Origin of the sequence: Streptomyces roseofulvus (genome assembly GCF_039534915.1) — a bacterium.
In the GTDB taxonomy this organism is placed as follows: domain Bacteria; phylum Actinomycetota; class Actinomycetes; order Streptomycetales; family Streptomycetaceae; genus Streptomyces; species Streptomyces roseofulvus.
The window spans coordinates 2,502,929-2,519,547 of record NZ_BAAAWE010000001.1 but is presented as its reverse complement, the minus strand read 5'-3'; the positions used below and the strand labels follow the sequence as shown (position 1 = coordinate 2,519,547).

The 16,619-nt window shown below is 73.5% G+C and carries 16 protein-coding genes; 5 read left to right on the top strand and 11 right to left on the bottom strand.

The genetic code is table 11. The features are described from left to right. Window positions 1–28 precede the first annotated feature (28 nt). From ABFY03_RS11590 to efeO, 4 genes are read right to left on the bottom strand one after another with little or no spacing between them, the layout of a single operon-like run. A complete protein-coding gene (locus ABFY03_RS11590) occupies window positions 29–1,066 on the bottom strand; it encodes an SCO2278 family lipoprotein (RefSeq protein WP_487222184.1) in 1,038 nt (345 codons plus the stop codon). Beyond that, window positions 1,026–1,904 (bottom strand): iron uptake transporter permease EfeU, encoded by an 879-nt coding sequence (efeU, locus tag ABFY03_RS11585; RefSeq protein ID WP_319007365.1) that lies wholly within the window; start codon window positions 1,902–1,904, stop codon window positions 1,026–1,028. The genes ABFY03_RS11590 and efeU overlap by 41 nt, the downstream gene beginning before the upstream one ends. 19 nt (window positions 1,905–1,923) lie before the next feature. Then, entirely contained in the window at window positions 1,924–3,159 is a 1,236-nt protein-coding gene (efeB, locus tag ABFY03_RS11580) for an iron uptake transporter deferrochelatase/peroxidase subunit (RefSeq protein WP_346169846.1), read from the bottom strand. After that, window positions 3,156–4,310, bottom strand: a complete 1,155-nt coding sequence (efeO, locus tag ABFY03_RS11575) for an iron uptake system protein EfeO (protein WP_319007363.1) — start codon at window positions 4,308–4,310, stop codon at window positions 3,156–3,158. The genes efeB and efeO overlap by 4 nt, the downstream gene beginning before the upstream one ends. Before the next feature lie 333 nt (window positions 4,311–4,643). Here efeO and ABFY03_RS11570 point away from each other — a divergent pair, with 333 nt between their 5' ends. Then, window positions 4,644–5,321, top strand: coding sequence for a PhzF family phenazine biosynthesis protein (locus tag ABFY03_RS11570; protein ID WP_319007362.1), 678 nt, complete (start codon window positions 4,644–4,646; stop codon window positions 5,319–5,321). On the opposite strand, the gene ABFY03_RS11565 is transcribed toward ABFY03_RS11570, so the two are convergent. Together ABFY03_RS11565 and map are read right to left on the bottom strand one after the other, a co-directional pair. Continuing rightward, on the bottom strand, window positions 5,311–5,961 hold the full coding sequence (locus ABFY03_RS11565) for a biliverdin-producing heme oxygenase (RefSeq protein ID WP_346169845.1): 651 nt from the start codon (window positions 5,959–5,961) through the stop codon (window positions 5,311–5,313). The two genes, ABFY03_RS11570 and ABFY03_RS11565, sit on opposite strands and share 11 nt — an antisense overlap. A gap of 129 nt (window positions 5,962–6,090) precedes the next feature. Beyond that, on the bottom strand, window positions 6,091–6,948 hold the full coding sequence (gene map, locus ABFY03_RS11560) for a type I methionyl aminopeptidase (RefSeq protein WP_319007360.1): 858 nt from the start codon (window positions 6,946–6,948) through the stop codon (window positions 6,091–6,093). Window positions 6,949–7,009: 61 nt separating this feature from the next. Between map and ABFY03_RS11555 the strand changes: the two genes are divergently transcribed. After that, window positions 7,010–7,240: a hypothetical protein gene (locus ABFY03_RS11555; protein ID WP_319007359.1), complete on the top strand. Its 231-nt coding sequence runs from the start codon at window positions 7,010–7,012 to the stop codon at window positions 7,238–7,240. Between the two features lie 34 nt (window positions 7,241–7,274). Here the strand turns inward: ABFY03_RS11555 and ABFY03_RS11550 are convergent, their stop codons facing one another. After that, on the bottom strand, window positions 7,275–8,561 hold the full coding sequence (locus tag ABFY03_RS11550; protein ID WP_386723763.1) for an MFS transporter: 1,287 nt from the start codon (window positions 8,559–8,561) through the stop codon (window positions 7,275–7,277). 166 nt (window positions 8,562–8,727) lie between these two features. Continuing rightward, a complete protein-coding gene (locus ABFY03_RS11545) occupies window positions 8,728–9,333 on the bottom strand; it encodes a hypothetical protein (RefSeq protein WP_346169843.1) in 606 nt (201 codons plus the stop codon). A gap of 92 nt (window positions 9,334–9,425) precedes the next feature. On the opposite strand from ABFY03_RS11545, the gene npdG reads away from it, so the two are divergent. Both npdG and ABFY03_RS11535 read left to right on the top strand, forming a co-directional pair. Next, window positions 9,426–10,151, top strand: coding sequence for an NADPH-dependent F420 reductase (gene npdG, locus ABFY03_RS11540; protein ID WP_319007356.1), 726 nt, complete (start codon window positions 9,426–9,428; stop codon window positions 10,149–10,151). A 119-nt stretch (window positions 10,152–10,270) separates the two neighbouring features. Further along, window positions 10,271–10,456, top strand: a complete 186-nt coding sequence (locus tag ABFY03_RS11535) for a hypothetical protein (RefSeq protein WP_319007355.1) — start codon at window positions 10,271–10,273, stop codon at window positions 10,454–10,456. A 19-nt stretch (window positions 10,457–10,475) separates the two neighbouring features. On the opposite strand, the gene ABFY03_RS11530 is transcribed toward ABFY03_RS11535, so the two are convergent. Next, on the bottom strand, window positions 10,476–11,270 hold the full coding sequence (locus ABFY03_RS11530; protein ID WP_346169842.1) for a site-2 protease family protein: 795 nt from the start codon (window positions 11,268–11,270) through the stop codon (window positions 10,476–10,478). A 106-nt stretch (window positions 11,271–11,376) separates the two neighbouring features. On the opposite strand from ABFY03_RS11530, the gene ABFY03_RS11525 reads away from it, so the two are divergent. Further along, on the top strand, window positions 11,377–14,697 hold the full coding sequence (locus tag ABFY03_RS11525; protein WP_346169841.1) for an AfsR/SARP family transcriptional regulator: 3,321 nt from the start codon (window positions 11,377–11,379) through the stop codon (window positions 14,695–14,697). A gap of 22 nt (window positions 14,698–14,719) precedes the next feature. Here ABFY03_RS11525 and ABFY03_RS11520 read toward each other — a convergent pair whose 3' ends face one another. Next, window positions 14,720–15,586 (bottom strand): ABC transporter permease, encoded by an 867-nt coding sequence (locus tag ABFY03_RS11520; RefSeq protein WP_319011846.1) that lies wholly within the window; start codon window positions 15,584–15,586, stop codon window positions 14,720–14,722. After that, a complete protein-coding gene (locus ABFY03_RS11515; RefSeq protein WP_319011847.1) occupies window positions 15,583–16,584 on the bottom strand; it encodes an ATP-binding cassette domain-containing protein in 1,002 nt (333 codons plus the stop codon). Before ABFY03_RS11515 ends, ABFY03_RS11520 begins: the two co-directional genes overlap by 4 nt. Window positions 16,585–16,619: the final 35 nt, after the last annotated feature.

Below are 16,619 nucleotides of genomic sequence, written 5' to 3'. Positions count from 1 at the left end.
CCGCTGCCCCCGGGCCTCCGGCACGCCGCTACGAGCCCTCGACGGCCACCACGCCCTGGAGCCGGCCCGCGAAGGTGACCGCGTCCCGCTCGGTGCCCGCCGGCTTCACCAGGACGGCCTGGCTGGACACCCACTCCTTGGTCACCGTGTTCTTGATCTCGCCCTTCATCAGGGCCCGCAGCTCCGGGCCCAGCTTCGGCCGGTAGCCCGGCGAGGTGGTCTGCCGCTCGAAGTGGCGGCTGGCGAAGAAGACCAGCGCCCCGCCGTCCGCCGTCCCGAGGGCCAGCGGCGCGAAGTCGCCCGTGTCGGCGGCCCGGTCGAGGAACTGGGTGGCCAGGCCGGGCCGCTGGGCGACACGGGCCCGCTTCTCGCGCCACTCGGTGGTGTGCGCGCCGGCGGCGAACGGACTCGTCCCGCCGTCCTTCAGGTACGCGGCGTACCGCTCGCTCAGCTCGCCGGGGGCGACCGCGAGCGCGTCCGAGCCGGCCGCGACCGGCACCAGGCCCCCGTCCGCCTCGGCGAACTCGGGCACCTCGTCCCGGCCGAGGATCACCAGGTGCGCGGCCTTCCAGTCCTGGTCGGGGCCGTTGCGGACGAACGCGACCAGCCAGCGGTTGTCCGCCCCGGGCGTGCCGTCGTCCCGGTTGGCGTCGGTGTCCGCGACGAACCAGCGCGGCCAGCCCGCCTTCCTGGGGACCAGGAAGCGGGCGTCGCGCAGCTCCAGCGGCTTGTGCTCCGGATTGCCCTCCGGCTGGGTCACCGACTTCGACTTCAGTCCGGCCTGGTTGATCGCCCCCAGCGGGCCGGTGACCTGCTGGGCGTCGAGCTTCGGGTCGTTGGCCTTGTCGGCCCGGTTGAACGCGGTGACGAAGCCGGTCAGCGCCGCCGTCGCCTCCTCCGCCGTCGCGCCCGGCACGACCGCGGTCTCGCCGTGGACGGTCACACAGCCGCTCGCCGTCAGCGCCACGACGGTCGCCGCGGCCACGTACGCCAGGGCCCTCGCGGGACGCCGTCCCCGCCGTCCCTCAGACCGCCGGGTCTGCCGCTCCAGCCTCAGCCTTCTCATCGGTCGCCTTCTGCTTCTCCACGCGCACGGACGGACCCGACCCTATCGGGGCGAGGAAGAACGCGAGCGTCGGGATCAGATACAGCGCCCACACCGTGACCTGAAGGACCGTCGGGTCGGGCTGGAAGTTGAACACGCCCTTGAGGAGGGTGCCGTACCAGCTGTCCGGCGGGACCGTCGCCGAGACGTCGAACGCCTTGTCCGCGAGGCCGCCGAGGAAGCGCGCCTCCTGGAGGTCGTGCACGCCGTACGCGAGGACGCCCGCCGCCACCACGACCAGCAGCCCGCCGGTCCAGGTGAAGAACTTCGCCAGGTTGATCCTCAGCGCGCCCCGGTAGAACAGCCAGCCGAGGAGCACCGCCGTCAGCAGGCCGAGCACCACGCCGATCAGCGGCGCGTGGCTGCCGTCGGAGGAGGCCCGCACCGACGCCCACACGAAGAGCGCGGTCTCCAGGCCCTCCCGGCCGACGGCCAGGAAGGCGGTGGCGACCAGCGCGCCGGTGCCCATCGCGAGGGCCGCGTCCAGCTTGCCGTGCAGCTCCGCCCGCAGGTGCCGGGCGGTCTTCTTCATCCAGAAGACCATCCAGGTCACCAGGACCACGGCGAGGACGGACAGCGAGCCGCCGAGCAGCTCCTGCGCCTCGAAGGTCAGCTCCTGTGAGCCGAACTCCAGGCCGGCGCCGAAGGCGAGCGCGATGCCGACCGCCACGCCGATGCCGGTCCAGATCGGCTTCAGCGCGTCCCGGCGGCCGGTCTTCACCAGATAGGCGATGAGGATGCAGACGACGAGGCTGGCCTCCAGGCCCTCGCGGAGGCCGATCAGATAGTTGCCGAACACGGCGGGTACCTCCCAGGGTTTACGAGAAAAGGCCGCGGCCCCACCAGTCGTCCGCGTCGCGGACGCCCGGCGGGACGGCGAAGACCGCCGAACCGACGTGCTGGATGTACTCGTTGAGGGCGTCCGACTTCGCGAGCGCGGTCTGCACGCGGACGAAGCCGGCCCGCACGTCCTTCTGGTACGCGAGGAAGAACAGGCCCGCGTCCAGCCGGCCCAGGCCGTCCGTGCCGTCGGTGAAGGAGTAGCCGCGGCGCAGCAGGGTCGCCCCGCCGTTGGCGTCCGGGTGGGCGAGCCGGACGTGCGCGTCCGGCTTCATCGCCTTCAGGAACGGCTCGTCGTGCTCGCCGGCCTTGCCGACCGGCGCGCCCTCCTTCTTGTCCCGGCCGAAGATGTCCTCCTGCTCGGCGAGCGGGGTGCGGTCCCAGGTCTCGACGTTCATCCGGATCCGGCGGGCGACCAGGTACGAGCCGCCGGCCATCCAGGCGCCGCCGCCGGTGGCGTCCTTCGGGCCGACCCAGACGTGCCGGTCGAGGGCGGCGGCGTCGGTGCCGGCGATGTTCCGGGTGCCGTCCTTGAAGCCGAAGAGGTTGCGCGGGGTCTGCGCGTCCGGGGTCGTCGAGGACGTCTTGCCGAAGCCCAGCTGGGACCAGCGGACCGCGACCGTGCCGAAGCCGATCCGGGCGAGGTTGCGGATGGCGTGCACGGCGACCTGCGGGTCGTCGGCGCACGCCTGCACGCACAGGTCGCCGCCGCTGCGCGCCGGATCGAGGTTGTCGCCCGGGAACCTGGGCAGCTCCACCAGGTCGCCGGGCCGCCTGTCCTTCAGGCCGAAGCGCCCGTCGAAGAGGGAGGGGCCGAAGCCGAGGGTGAGGGTGAGCCGGGACGGCTTGAGGCCGAGCGCCTCGCCGGTGTCGTCCGGCGGCGCCTCCGGCAGCCCGCCGTAGGCGCCCTCGCCGACCTCGCGCCCGGCGGTCATCCGCTCGGCGGCCCGTGTCCACTCCTTGAGGAGCCTCACCAGCTTCTCGCGGTCGTCGGTGGTGACGTCGAAGGCGGCGAAGTGCAGCCGGTCCTGGACGGGGGTGGCGATGCCGGCCTGGTGGGCGCCGTGGAAGGGGACGGCGGCGCCGCTGTCGGCGACGGGCGCCGTGGCGTCCCCGTCACGGGTCAGCGCCACGGTGCCGCCGGCGACGGCGGCACCGAGGGCGAGGCCCCCGCCGGCGGCGAGGACGGTGCGGCGGGCGGGCGCGGGGGTCACTTCACGACCGCCGCGGCGAGCTTGGAGAGCGGCTCGGCCAGCGCGTTGACGCCGTCCGACAGCTCCTTGCGCTGGGCCTTGCCGACCTTGTCGTAGGAGGTGAAGTCGTAACCGGTCTTGTCGGCGCGGTACCTGTCGAGCAGCGTGTTCAGCGCGGCGAACTGCTTGTCCAGTTCGGCGACGAGCGCCGCGTCGTTCTTGGCGGCGACGGGCTTGAGCAGTTCGAAGGACTTCTGGGCACCCTCGACGTTGGCCTTGAAGTCGACCAGGTCGGTGTGGGAGTAGCGCTCCTCCTCGCCGGTGACCTTGCCGGTGGCGACCTCGTCGAGGAGCTCCTTGGCGCCGTTGGCCATGGAGGTGGGGGTGATCTCGGCCTTGCCGACCCGCTTCACCCAGTCCGCGAGGTCCTTGTCGAGCAGGTCGGCGAGCTGCTTCTCGCGGGTGGTGATCTTCTTGTCCTGCCAGAGCGCCTTCTCCAGGCGGTGCCAGCCGGTCCAGTCCTTCGCCGGGTCCTGGCCCTCCTCCAGGCCGTCCTCGCGGACGTCGACCTTCGGGTCGATGTCGCCGAAGGACTCGGCCACGGGCTCGGTGCGCTCCCAGCCGATGCGGGAGGCGGCGTACGCCTTCTTCGCGGCCTCCAGGTCACCGGCGCGGACGGCGTCGGTGAAGACCTTCACCTTGGGCAGCGTCTCGTCGGCCTGGGCCTGGACGTACTGACGGTACGCGGCGACGGCGGCGTCCATCTCGGCGGAGCGCTTCGGGGCGGAGGCGCCGCCGGTGAGGGTGACGGTCTGGCGGATGCCGGCGCCGGTCATGCCGGGCTTGCAGACGATCGCGTACGAGCCGGCCTTGATCTCGGCGGTGAGCGCGGCCTTCGTGCCGGGGCCGATGTTCTCGCGCTCGGTGACGATCCGGTCGTCCGGGTAGAGGACGTAGACCTCGGTGACCTTGGAGCCGCGGTTCTCCACGTTCAGGGTGACGTGGCCGGCCGGGAACTCCTTCTTCGACACCTCGCACGAGTCGTCCTTGGCGGTGACGGTGATGCCGTCGGCGTCGCCCTTGGCGTCGCTCTTCGCCGTGCAGCCGGTGACGGCGGCGAGGACGGCGGCGCCCGCCAGGGCGGTGACGGCGGTGGTGCGGACGGCTCGCATGGGGGCTCCAGGACGGGGCGACGGGACGGGGATTGCCGCTGAGGCGGACCTAACTTAACCGAGGCTTACCTCAGTCAAACCCACACGTCCAGTGATGTGACTCTCACGTCCGGAGGATCGGACACGGGGTGGTCACGGGCCCGCCATGACCGCCCCATCACCCGGTCAAGGCCCGGTCAAGCGGGACGGTTTGTGCGGATTTCACCCATGGGCATCCCGTCGCGGACGACCTGGGGGGCGACCTGGGGGACGACCCGCGGGACACCGGACGGGCCGCGCCCCGGAAACGGCGGTGCGGCCCTGCCGTCCGTCTCTGGATGGTTCAATTCCGCCATGAACACGACTGGCGAGACCGGCACCGAGATCGACGTCCTGCGGGTCTTCTGCGCGGGCGACGGCCGCCACGGCAACGCCCTCGGAGTCGTACGGGACGGGCGCACCCACCCCGACGAGTCCTCCCGGCAGGCGCTCGCGAAGGAACTCGGCTTCAGCGAGACCGTGTTCGTCGACGACCCCGAGCGCGGCGTCGTCGACATCTACACCCCCGGACTCCGGCTCCCCTTCGCCGGGCACCCGCTCGTCGGCACCGCCTGGCTGCTCGACCTGGAGGTGATCTGCCCGCCCGCCGGCGAGGTGTGGGTGCGCGGCGACGGCGAGTTCACCTGGATCGAGGCCCGCGCCGAATGGGCGCCGCCGCGCACCCTGCGCCAGTACGGCACCGCCGCCGAGGTGGAGGCCCTGGAGGTGCCGCCGCCGGGGGAGTGGATCTACGCCTGGGCGTGGGAGGAGGAGGCCGCCGGACGGATCCGGGCGCGCGCCTTCCCCGGCCGGGGCGACGGCATCGACGAGGACGAGGCCACCGGCGCGGCCGCCCTGCTGCTCACCGCCGAACTCGGCCGGGCCCTGAACATCACGCAGGGCCGGGGTTCGCAGCTGCTGACCGCGCCCGGACCCGACGGCATCGTGGAGCTGGGCGGACGGGTCCGCCTGGAGGGAACGCTCACGCGCTGAGCGGGAACTCGCCGCCCAGCTCGCGGAAGACGGCCGTGTTGAAGGCGAAGGCCCGCTTGCACTCGTCGACGATCCGCTGCTTCTCCAGGTCGTCCGCGTTCACCCCGTCGAGGAGTTCGCGGTAGGCCCGCTTGAACGCCGCCGGATTGCCGATCGCGTCGAAGACGTAGAACCGCACCCCGTCGCCCTTGCGGTCGAAGCCCCAGGTCCGCTCGGCCTTGTCGCGGATGATCTGACCGCCCGACAGATCGCCCAGGTAGCGCGTGTAGTGGTGGGCGACGTAGCCGGCGGGCCACTCGCGGGCGCACTCGGCGACCCGCGCCGCGTACGCCTCGGTGGCCGGCAGCGCCGTGGCGCCGGCGCGCCACCCGGGACCGCGCAGATGGGCGAGGTCCGCCTCCAGGGCGGCCGTGCGGAACAGCTCGGGCTGTATGAACGGGCCGGCGACCGGGTCCTCGCGCAGCGCCTCCGCACCCTCCTCCAGCGCCCGGTACACGAACCACAGCTGTTCGGTGTAGCGGGCGTAGGCGTCCACCCCGAGCCGCCCGCCGAGGAGGTCGCCCATGAAGGACGACGTCTCCGCCTCCGTGTGCTGCTCGTGCGAGGCCGTGCGGATGACGGTGGAGAAGGGCGTGTCCAAGGCGTGCCTCCGGGACCGATGGGGCGGGAACCAGTGACGATGGTGCCGACTTAGGCTTACCTAAGTCAACTGGTTCCCGACGACCTGTCGGTAAAGATGTACCCCGTGGACGGTCGGGGGAACGTAAGGTCAGGGAAGCGTCAGGATGTCCGCTCCCGTCTCGGTCACCACCAGGGTGTGCTCGAACTGCGCCGTCCGCTTGCGGTCCTTCGTCACCACGGTCCAGCCGTCGTCCCACATGTCGTACTCGTGGGTGCCGAGGGTCAGCATCGGCTCGATCGTGAAGGTCATGCCGGGCTGGATGACGGTGGTGTGGTGGGGCGAGTCGTAGTGCGGGACGATCAGGCCGGAGTGGAAGGACGAGTTGATGCCGTGCCCGGTGAAGTCGCGGACGACGCCGTAGCCGAAGCGCTTGGCGTACGACTCGATGACCCGGCCGATGATGTTGATCTGCCGGCCCGGCTTCACCGCCTTGATGGCGCGGTTCAGCGACTCCCGGGTGCGCTCCACGAGCAGCCGCGACTCCTCGTCGACGTCGCCGCAGAGGTAGGTGGCGTTGTTGTCGCCGTGCACGCCGCCGATGTACGCGGTGACGTCCAGGTTCACGATGTCGCCGTCCCGCAGGACGGTGGAGTCCGGGATGCCGTGGCAGATGACCTCGTTGACCGAGGCGCACAGCGACTTGGGGAAGCCGCGGTAGCCCAGCGTGGACGGGTAGGCGCCGTGGTCGCACATGAACTCGTGCGCGACCCGGTCGAGCTCGTCGGTGGTGACGCCCGGGGCGATGTGCTTGGCGGCCTCCTCCATCGCCTGAGCGGCGATGCGGCCGGCGATCCGCATCCGTTCGATCGTGTCGGAATCCTGCACCTCGGGCCCCGTGTACGGGGTGGGTGCGGGCTTCCCGACGTACTCGGGGCGGCGGATCGAGCCCGGGACGGAGCGGGTGGGGGAGAGCTCCCCCGGAACGAGAAGCGACTGGCCAGACATGCCAGCGAGTCTAACGACCGCGTCTGGGGCAGCATGGTCCCGAAGGAAGGAGCCGACGACCATGGCCCTGTTCAAGAAGCGCCCGACCGCCAAGCCGGGCGAGTGGTACTACTGCCTGGAACACAAGAAGGTCGAGGAAGGGCCCGAATGCCCCGCGAAGAACCGATTCGGCCCCTACGCCACGCGTGAGGAGGCGTCCCACGCCATGGAGACCGCGCGCGAGCGCAACCTGGAGTGGGAGACCGACCCCCGCTGGCACGACGCGCCCCGCCCGGACGAGAGCCAGGACTGACGGCAGGGCCGGCGGCGCCCGGCCGGGACCCGTGTCACGCGGGCCCGGCCGCCGTCGCCTCCTGCCGGGCCTTCCGGCGCAGGGCGTCCTCGTCCGTGCCGGAGTCGTACCGCAGCAGCTTCGGCAGCGCCAGGCACAGCAGGCCCACCGAGGCCACGCAGGCGACGCCGCCCGCCCACACGGCGGTACGGGTACCGGTCCAGCCGGCCATCACCCCCGCCCGCACCTGGCCGAGCTGCGGGCCCACGCTGTACGAGAGCACCTCGATGCCCGCCAGCCGGCCGCGCAGCTCCTCCGGGATCGTCTGGTTCCAGATCGTCGACCGCCCGAGCCCGCTCAGCATGTCCCCGGCGCCCGCGAACGCCAGGCACAGCAGCACCAGCCACACGTTCCCGAACCAGCCCGCGCCCGCGATCGCCAGTCCCCAGCCCGCCGCGCCGCCCGCCACCAGGAGTCCGTGCCGCCGCACCCGTGACGTCCAGCCGCTGGTCAGCCCGAGCACCAGGGACCCGACCGACCCGGCCGCGTACATCAGCCCCAGCGACCACTCCGCGTCCAGGTCGTCCGCGAGGAACGGGAAGATCGCGTTCGGGAAGGCGAAGACCATCGCCGCCAGGTCGATCGCGTACGTGCCCAGCAGCACCGGCCGCGACCAGGCGTACCGCGCGCCCTCCGCGATCGACCGCAGCGACGGCTTCTCCGCGTCGTGCGCCGGCGGCGCGGGGGAGAGACGGCGGCACATCAGCACCGACACCGCGAAGCCCGCCAGCGTCACCGCGTACGCCGTCGCGTGCCCCGCGTACGCCACGACCAGGCCCGCCACCGCCGGCCCCGCGATCGCCCCCAGCTGCCAGCGCAGCGAGTTCAGCGCGGCCGCCGCGGTCTGCTGCTCGTGCGGCACGATCCGGGCCAGCAGCGAGTCGAGCGCCGGCCGCTGGAGCCCCGCCAGCGCGGACACGCCCGCGGCGACCACGTACAGCGGCCACAGCAGCGGTTTGCCGAGCAGCGAGTTCAGCAGCAACAGCAGCGCGAGCAGCCCGAGCCCGGCCTCCGTCCCGACGATCACCCGCCGCCGGTCCACCGCGTCCGCCAGCGCCCCGCCGTACAGCCCGAAGACCACCAGCGGCACCAGCTCCACCGCGCCCATCGCGCCCACGGCGAGCGGCGAGTCCGTCAGCTCCTTGATCTGCAGCGGCAGCGCCACCATCGCCATGGCGCTGGCGAAGTAGGTGACGAGCCCCTGGCCCCACAGCAGCCGGAAGTCCCGGGAGGAGCGCCAGGGGGAGGTGTCGGGGAGCACGGCGGCGAGCCGCGAACGCAAGGAAGAAGCCACGACCCCCCATGCTCCGCACCCCCCACCCCCACAGCAACCGCATTTCCACCCCGGCTTCCGCGCCGGGGCCGGCTGCGGAACGGCGCCGTCTGCGGGACCTCCGTGGGGGCAGGCGTTCCGCGGGGCGGAACGATCGCCCACAACGGAGCGGCGGCTACCAGCGGGCGGGGGGCGGGGACGTGAGGCGGTCGGCCAGGAGGGTGAGGCGGTCGCGGAGGCGCCGCCCCCGCGGCCCCGGCAGCCGGTTCTCGCCCACCGCCGCGCTGACCAGGTGCTGGACCGTGTCGAAGTCCACCCCCGCCCCCGCCCCCTCCGCGACCGTCAGCGCCTCGTGCGCGAGCCCCCGCACCTCCGCGTCGCCGCCGTCCAGGGAGAGGACCGTCGCGCCCGCGCGCCGCGCGTCGTGGACCCGCTGGAGCAGCCCCGCCTCCGGCCGCTCCGGCGCGACGACCAGCAGCGTCGCGCCGCGGCCGGCCGCCTCCAGCCGCCCCAGGCCCACCGCCAGGTGCGCCGGGTCGTCCGGCCGCGCCCGGTGCCGCACCAGCGTCGGCACCAGCTCCGGCAGCCCGGACCAGGCCGCCTCGTCCACCAGGTGCGCCGCCAGGTGCCAGGGCTCGTACGCCTCCGTGCCGACCAGCAGCAGCCCGCCCCGCTGCGGCACCACCGACGCCCGCAGCGCCCCGGCGAAGCGACGGGCGGCCGCCGGCCACTCCGTCCCGGCGAGCACTTCCCGCAGCAACGCGACCCGTACGGCATCCATGGCGCCGCATCCTGCCCCAGCGGACGCCCGCGCGCGGCCGGTTGCCCCCGATCCACCCGAACGGGGTCCGAACCGGTGGGTAGGGTCGCTCCATGACTGACTCGACTCCGACTCCGACCCCCACTCCTTCCCCCGCGCCCCGCGCCGCCAAGGACCCCTGGGACCTCCCCGACGTCTCCGGACTCGTCGTCGGCGTCCTCGGCGGCACCGGCGACCAGGGCCGCGGCCTCGCCTACCGCCTCGCCGCCGCCGGCCAGCAGGTGATCATCGGCTCCCGCGCCGCCGACCGCGCCCAGGCCGTCGCCGCGGAGATCGGCCACGGCGTCCAGGGCGCCGACAACGCCGAGTGCGCCCGCCGCAGCGACGTCGTCATCGTCGCCGTGCCGTGGGACGGCCACGCCAAGACCCTGGAGTCGCTCCGCGAGGAGCTCGCCGGCAAGCTCGTCGTCGACTGCGTCAACCCGCTCGGCTTCGACAAGAAGGGCGCCTACGCCCTCAAGCCCGAGGAGGGCTCCGCCGCAGAGCAGGCCGCCGCGCTGCTCCCGGACTCCCGGGTCGCCGCCGCCTTCCACCACCTCTCCGCCGTGCTCCTCAAGGACACGTCGATCGCCGAGATCGACACCGACGTGATGGTCCTCGGCGAGGAGCGCGCCGACGTCGAGATCGTCCAGGCGCTGGCCGGCCGCATCCCCGGCATGCGCGGCGTCTTCGCAGGCCGGCTGCGCAACGCCCACCAGGTCGAGTCGCTGGTCGCCAACCTGATCTCGGTGAACCGCCGCTACAAGGCGCACGCCGGCCTGCGCGTCACCGACGTCTGAGCACGACGTCCGAGCCCCACCTCCGAGCCCGACGTCCGAGCCGGAGAACGGACGCTTCGGGGCATGGGGGACACTGGTCGGGCACCGACAGCCGTACCGCCCGACAGGAGCCGACCCCCATGCCCCGTCTCGCCCTCTACGCCCTCGTGGTCTGCGCCCTGGCCGTCGCCGCGGCCGTGATCTCCTTCGTCAACGGCAGCTTCGTCGGCGTCGTCTGGATCCTCCTCGCCGGCCTCTCCTCCAACATGGCCTGGTACTACGTCCGCCGCGCCAAGGCCGAGAAGACCGCCGCCGCCCAGGGCTAGACAGGGCTGGACACGGCGCCTAGACCGGGCAGCCGCCCGGAGCGCCCTCCCAGAAGCGGTACAGGGCCGAGCCGCAGCCGAGGGCCCGGCCGTCGACCCCCAGGGACCGCATCAGGGCGTCGACCGTGTCGAAGAAGGCGGCGTTGACCGCCGGCACGAAGAGCAGGGCGATCACCACGAAGAAGCCGTACGGCGCGTACGGCGCGATCCGCCGCTTCGCCCGGTACGACAGCCAGGGCTCCAGGATCCCGTAGCCGTCCAGGCCCGGCACCGGCAGCAGGTTCAGCAGCGCCGCCGTCACCTGCAGGAACGCCAGGAAGGCCAGCGCGTACCGGAACGCGTCCGGCACCCCGTCGAGCGCGCCCAGCCAGAACGGGGCCGTGCACACCACCGCGAACAGCACGTTCGCCAGCGGCCCCGCCGCCGACACCAGGCTGTGCTTCCAGCGGCCCCGGATCCGGTCCCGCTCGACGAAGACGGCCCCGCCCGGCAGACCGATCCCGCCCATGATCACGAAGAGCACCGGCAGGATCACGCTCAGGACGGCATGGGTGTACGCGAACGGGTTCAGGGTCAGATAGCCCTTGGCGCCCACCGTGACGTCCCCGCTGTGCAGCGCCGTGCGGGCGTGCGCGTACTCGTGCAGACAGAGCGAGACGATCCACGCCGAGGTGACGAAGAGGAAGACCGCCACCCCGGGCAGCGCGGCGAAGTCCGTCCACACCGCCCAGCCGGTGACGCCCATGACGGCGGACACCGCCAGGAAGACGGGACTGATCCGGCGCTCCTGGCGGCGGACGGCGGCCGAACTCATCTGGACTCCCCCGGTGCGGGACTGGGTGTGGAGCGAGAACGTACCGGTTCCGCCGGGGGTTCCCCCGCCGCCCGGCGCGCGCGGGGCCCTCACGGAGAATGGGGGTGTGCGCTACTGCCTCCTGGGACCGACCCGTGTGCTGACCGCCGACGGCGACGAACTGCCCGTCGGCGGCCCCCGCGTCCGCGCCCTGCTCACCACGCTCGCCCTGCGGCCCGGCCGGGCGCTGCCGGTCTCCGTGCTCGTCGACGAGGTCTGGTTCGGCGACGAGCCGCCCGCCGACGCGGGAGGCGCCCTCCAGGCGCTGGTCGGGCGGCTGCGGAAGGCGCTCGGCCGGGACCGGATCCACTCCGCGGACGGCGGGTACCGGCTGGGGGCGGAGCGGGAGGACGTCGACCTGTTCCGGTTCGAGCGGCTGGCGGCGGACGGGTCGGCGGCGCTGGCCGCCGGGGACGCCGGGCGGGCGGCGGCGCTGCTCGACGAGGCCCTGGGGCTGTGGGCCGGGCCGGCCCTCGCCGACCTGCCCGACCGGCACGCCGAGGCCGCCCGCTGGGAGGCCCGCCGGCGGGACGCCCGGCGCGGCCGGCTGGCCGCCGACCTCGCCCTCGGCCGGGCCGCCGACGCCCTGCCCGAACTCACCGCCCTGTGTGCCGGACGGCCGCTGGACGAGCCGTTGCAGGCCCTGCGGATCCGGGCGCTGCGGGACACCGGCCGGGCCGCCGAGGCGCTGGCCGCGTACGAGGAGGTCCGCCGGACCCTCGCCGACCGGCTCGGCGCCGACCCCGGCCCCGAACTGCGCGCCCTGCACGAGCGGCTGCTCACGGCCGAGGCGCCGGCGTCGGCCCCCGCGCGCGCAACGGCCCCCGCCCCCGCTCCCGCCCTCGCACCCGCTCCCGGACCCGGCAATCTGCGGGCCCGGCTCACCTCCTTCGTCGGACGCGAGGAGGAGATCGCCGCCCTGCGCCAGGACCTGGGGGCCGCCCGCCTGGTGACCCTGCTCGGACCCGGCGGCGCCGGCAAGACCCGGCTCTCCCAGGAGGCCGCCGAACGGGCCGCCGACGCCTGGCCCGACGGCGTCTGGGTCGCCGAACTCGCCCCCGTCCGCGACCCGGAGACCGTCCCCGAGGCCGTCCTCGCCGCCCTCGGCGCCCGCGAGACCGTGCTCCGCGGCGCCGGAGCCGAGGAACTGCGCACCGCGGGCGACCCCTTGTCCCGGCTGGTGGAGTTCTGCGCGGGGCGGCGGATGCTGTTGCTTCTGGACAACTGTGAGCATGTGGTGGGGGCGGCGGCGCGGTTGGCGGAGTCGGTGCTGGCGCGGTGTGCGGGGGTGCGGATCCTGGCGACGAGCCGGGAGCCGTTGGGGGTGCCGGGGGAGCGGTTGCGGCCGTTGGGGCCGTTGCCGGAGGGGACGGCGTTGCGGTTGCTGGGGGAGCGGGGTGCGGCGGCGCGGCCGGGGTTCGTGGTGGGGGAGGACCTGGGGGCGGCGCGGGAGGTGGTGCGGCGGCTGGACGGGTTGCCGCTGGCGATCGAGCTGGCGGCGGCGCGGTTGCGGGTGTTGTCGGTGGGGCAGATCGCGGCGCGGCTGGACGACCGGTTCCGGTTGTTGTCGTCGGGGGCGCGGACGGTGTTGCCGCGGCAGCAGACGCTGCGGGCGGTGGTGGACTGGTCGTGGGAGTTGCTGGAGGGGCCGGAGCGGGCGGTGCTGCGGCGGCTGGCGGTGTTCACGGGCGGGTGTGATCTGGAGGCGGCGGAGGCGGTGTGCGCGGGTGCGGAGGGGGTGGATGTCCTGGACGTGCTGGGTGCGCTGGTGGACAAGTCGCTGGTGGTGTCGGCGCCGGAGGAGTCGGGGATGCGGTTCCGGTTGCTGGAGACGGTGGCGGAGTACGCGGGGGAGCGGCTGGACGAGGCGGGGGAGCGGGCGGCCGTCGAACGGGCCCACCTGACGTACTACCGCGAACTCGCCCGCACCACCGACCCCGAACTCCGCGGGGCCGGCCAGCTCGCCGCCATGGTCCGGCTCGACGCCGAGTACGGCAACGTCCGCACCGCGCTCGCCCGGGCCGTCGCCGCCCGCGACGAGGACGAGGCCCTCGTCCTCGTCCACGCCCTGCTCTGGTACTGGCAGCTGCGCGATCTGCGCTCCGACGCCCTCCAGGGGGTCCGGGCCGTCGCCGACCTGGGACCCGACCCGTTCACCCCGCCCGCCGCGCCCCTCGTGCCGCTCCACGAGCCGTGCACGGCGGCCCCGCCGCCGCTCTCCGAGGAGCAGCGCTGGGAGGCCCGGCGCGGCGTGCGGCTCGTCGAGCTGATCAACATGGACCACGAGACCGCCCGCTGGACGAGCCCCGAGGGCCAGGAACGGCTGCGCGAGATCACCGCCGTCTACCGGCCCGGGCTGCCGCAGACCTGCCGGCTCCCCGGCTCCTTCGGCGTCTTCGCCGTCCTCATCATGGGCGAGCCCGAGCGGCTGCACGCGCTCCTGGACGTCACCGTGGAGGCGTGCCGCCGGTACGGGTACGCCTGGGAGCTCGCCCACATCCTGCACATGCGCGCCAACATGCGGGCCAACCGCGGCCAGTGGGCCGACCTCGCGATCGCGGACGCCGACGAGAGCCTGGCGCTCTTCGAACGGCTCGGGGACGCCTGGGGCGCCGCCGAGGCGCTCTCCGCCCGCGCCGAGGCCCACGAGCGGCAGCTCGCCTACGACGCGGCCGCCCGCGACTTCCTCGCCGCGATCGGTTACGCGGAGAAGATCGGCGCCCCCTCCCAGCAGGAACTGCTGCGGGCCCGGTACGCCGACACCCTCATCGAGGCGGGCCGGATCGAGGAGGGCGAGGTGATCCTGCGGCAGATTCTGGACGGCCACGCCACCGGCCACGAGCCGCAGCTCGGCGCGCGTCTCTTCCTCGCGCTCGCCCTGGGCAGGACCGGCAGGACCGGCGAGGCCCGGGCGCATCTGACGGCCCTCCTGGAGGAGTTCAGCAGCGAGACCCTCGCCGTCTTCGAGGGCTTCACGCTCGGCAGCCTGGCCTGGATCGACGTCCTGGAGGAGCGGTACGCCGACGCGCTGGCGCGGGTCGCCCGGGCGTACGAGCGGTCCCTCGGCCCGCTGTCGATGATGGTGGTGCCGCAGATGCCCGGGGTCCACCTGGTCGTCGGGGCCTGGGCGCTCGCCGGGCTCGGCGGCGAGTCGGCGCGGACGGCGGCCCTGCTCCTCGGTGCGCGGGACGCCCTCCTGCCCGAGGGGCACCGGGAGCCGGGGCTGGAGCGGGAGAACCTGGCGCGGGCGACGGAGCTGGCCCGCGCGGCGCTCGGCGAGGACGCCTTCGCGGCGGCGCACGCCGAGGGCGGCGGCCTCTCCGCTGAGGAGGCCGCCGCCCTGCTCGGTCGCGCCGCCGACGCGATCAGTGAGCGCGCCGAGTCCTGATCCCCCGTCACGGGGCACCGGGTCAGGTCTTCTTGCGGAACTTGGCCACCGCGAGCGGTGCCGTGACGACGGTGATGACCAGCGACCAGCCCAGCGTCATCCACACGGAGTGGGCGACCGCGCCGCCGTTGATCAGGTTCCGGGCGGCGTCGGCGAGGTTGGAGAGCGGGTTGTAGTCCGTGAAGGTCTCCAGCCAGCCGGGCATCGTCGTCGTCGGCGCGAAGATCGAGGAGCCGAACTGGAGCGGCATCAGGACCAGCATCGCCATGCCCTGGACCGCCTGGGCGGTCTTCAGGCTGAGGCCGAGCAGGATGAAGATCCACATCAGGGAGGCGCCGAAGACCATCGACAGGCCGATGGCGGCGAGCAGATGGAGCACCGAGGTGTGGATCGTCAGGCCGAGCAGGAAGCTCATGCCGAGCAGGATCGCCGTGGCGATCAGCATCCGGCCGATCTCGACGACGATCTTGGCGATGAGGACCGAGGAGCGGGCGATCGGCATCGTCCGGAACCGGTCCATCACCCCCTTCTTGAAGTCGTCGTTGATGCCCACGCCGACGGCCATGGCGATGTTCATGCCCATCATCGCCATCAGGCCGGGCGCCACGTAATTCACGTAGGCGTCGTTGTTGCCCTTGCCGGCGATGGCGCCGCCGAAGACGTACACGAAGAGCAGGATGAAGATGATCGGCATGAGCACGGCGTCGAACATCGACTCCGGGTCCTGCTTGATCTGGAGCGCGTTGCGCCGGGCCAGCGCGCCGATGTGGCGCAGGTTGGCGCGCAGGCCGATCCGGCCGTCGGCGTCGGTGCGGACCGGCCGGGCCGCACCGGGTGCCGGGGCGCCGGAGGTGCCGGCGGACGTCTTGGTGACCGTGGTCGTGCTCATGCGGCGACCTCCTCGCTGATCGTGTCGGACGGGTCGGACCCGGTGGTCTTCTGGCCGGTGATGGCCAGGAACACCTCGTCCAGGCTGGGCAGATGGGTGCCGATGTGGGCGATGCCGAAGCCGCGCGCGCCGAGCAGCGAGACGACGGCGGTCAGCTGCTGGTCGGTGAGGATCGGCACGTACAGCGCGCCCTCGTCGGGCACCACGGTCGCGCCGGCGACGCCGTCGAGACCGGTCTCGCGGAGCGCGGAGGCCATCGCGGGCAGCTGGGCCGGGTCGACCGGGCGGACCTTGAGCGTCCGGCCGCCGACCTTCGCCTTGAGCTCGTCGACCTCGCCCTGGGCGATGACCTTGCCCCGGTCGATGACGGTCAGCTCACTCGCCAGCTGCTCGGCCTCCTCCATGTACTGGGTGGTGAGGAGGACGGTGACGCCCTCGGAGACCATCCGCTTCACCTCGTCCCACACCTCGTTGCGGGTGCGGGGGTCGAGGCCGGTGGTCGGCTCGTCCAGGTAGAGCACGGCCGGCTGCCCGATCATCGAGGCGGCGAGGTCGAGGCGGCGCCGCATGCCGCCGGAGTAGTTCATCGCCGGGCGCTTGGCGGCCTCGGTGAGGGAGAAGCGCTCCAGCATCTCGTCCGCGCGGCGGCGGGCGTCCGTACGGGACAGGTCGAGCAGCCGGCCGATCATGTACAGGTTCTCGAAGCCGGAGAGCTTCTCGTCGACGGAGGCGTACTGGCCGGTGAGGCCGATGGTGCGGCGCAGCTGGCGGGGCTGGCGCACCACGTCGTAGCCGGCGACGGTGGCGGTCCCGGCGTCCGGGACGAGGAGGGTGGAGAGGCAGCGGACGAGGGTGGTCTTCCCGGCGCCGTTCGGGCCGAGGACGCCGAGGACGGTCCCCTCCCGCACGTCGAGGTCGACCCCGTCGAGGGCCCTGGTCTCGCCGAAGTGCTTCACGAGGCCCCGGACCTCGACGGCGTTGGTCTGTGATCGCGTCATGGCACCCATGGAACAGGGCGTCACTGACAGCCCGC

Bases quoted from the DNA above. Each gene is read 5' to 3' on its own strand.
- map (WP_319007360.1), bottom strand. From the start codon at position 6,948: ATGTCTGGCCAGTCGCTTCTCGTTCCGGGGGAGCTCTCCCCCACCCGC.
- ABFY03_RS11535 (WP_319007355.1), top strand. From the start codon at position 10,271: ATGCCCCGTCTCGCCCTCTACGCCCTCGTGGTCTGCGCCCTGGCCGTC.
- npdG (WP_319007356.1), top strand. From the start codon at position 9,426: ATGACTGACTCGACTCCGACTCCGACCCCCACTCCTTCCCCCGCGCCC.
- ABFY03_RS11545 (WP_346169843.1), bottom strand. From the start codon at position 9,333: ATGGATGCCGTACGGGTCGCGTTGCTGCGGGAAGTGCTCGCCGGGACG.
- ABFY03_RS11530 (WP_346169842.1), bottom strand. From the start codon at position 11,270: ATGAGTTCGGCCGCCGTCCGCCGCCAGGAGCGCCGGATCAGTCCCGTC.
- ABFY03_RS11555 (WP_319007359.1), top strand. From the start codon at position 7,010: ATGGCCCTGTTCAAGAAGCGCCCGACCGCCAAGCCGGGCGAGTGGTAC.
- ABFY03_RS11570 (WP_319007362.1), top strand. From the start codon at position 4,644: ATGAACACGACTGGCGAGACCGGCACCGAGATCGACGTCCTGCGGGTC.
- efeO (WP_319007363.1), bottom strand. From the start codon at position 4,310: ATGCGAGCCGTCCGCACCACCGCCGTCACCGCCCTGGCGGGCGCCGCC.
- ABFY03_RS11515 (WP_319011847.1), bottom strand. From the start codon at position 16,584: ATGACGCGATCACAGACCAACGCCGTCGAGGTCCGGGGCCTCGTGAAG.
- ABFY03_RS11520 (WP_319011846.1), bottom strand. From the start codon at position 15,586: ATGAGCACGACCACGGTCACCAAGACGTCCGCCGGCACCTCCGGCGCC.
- ABFY03_RS11590 (WP_487222184.1), bottom strand. From the start codon at position 1,066: ATGAGAAGGCTGAGGCTGGAGCGGCAGACCCGGCGGTCTGAGGGACGG.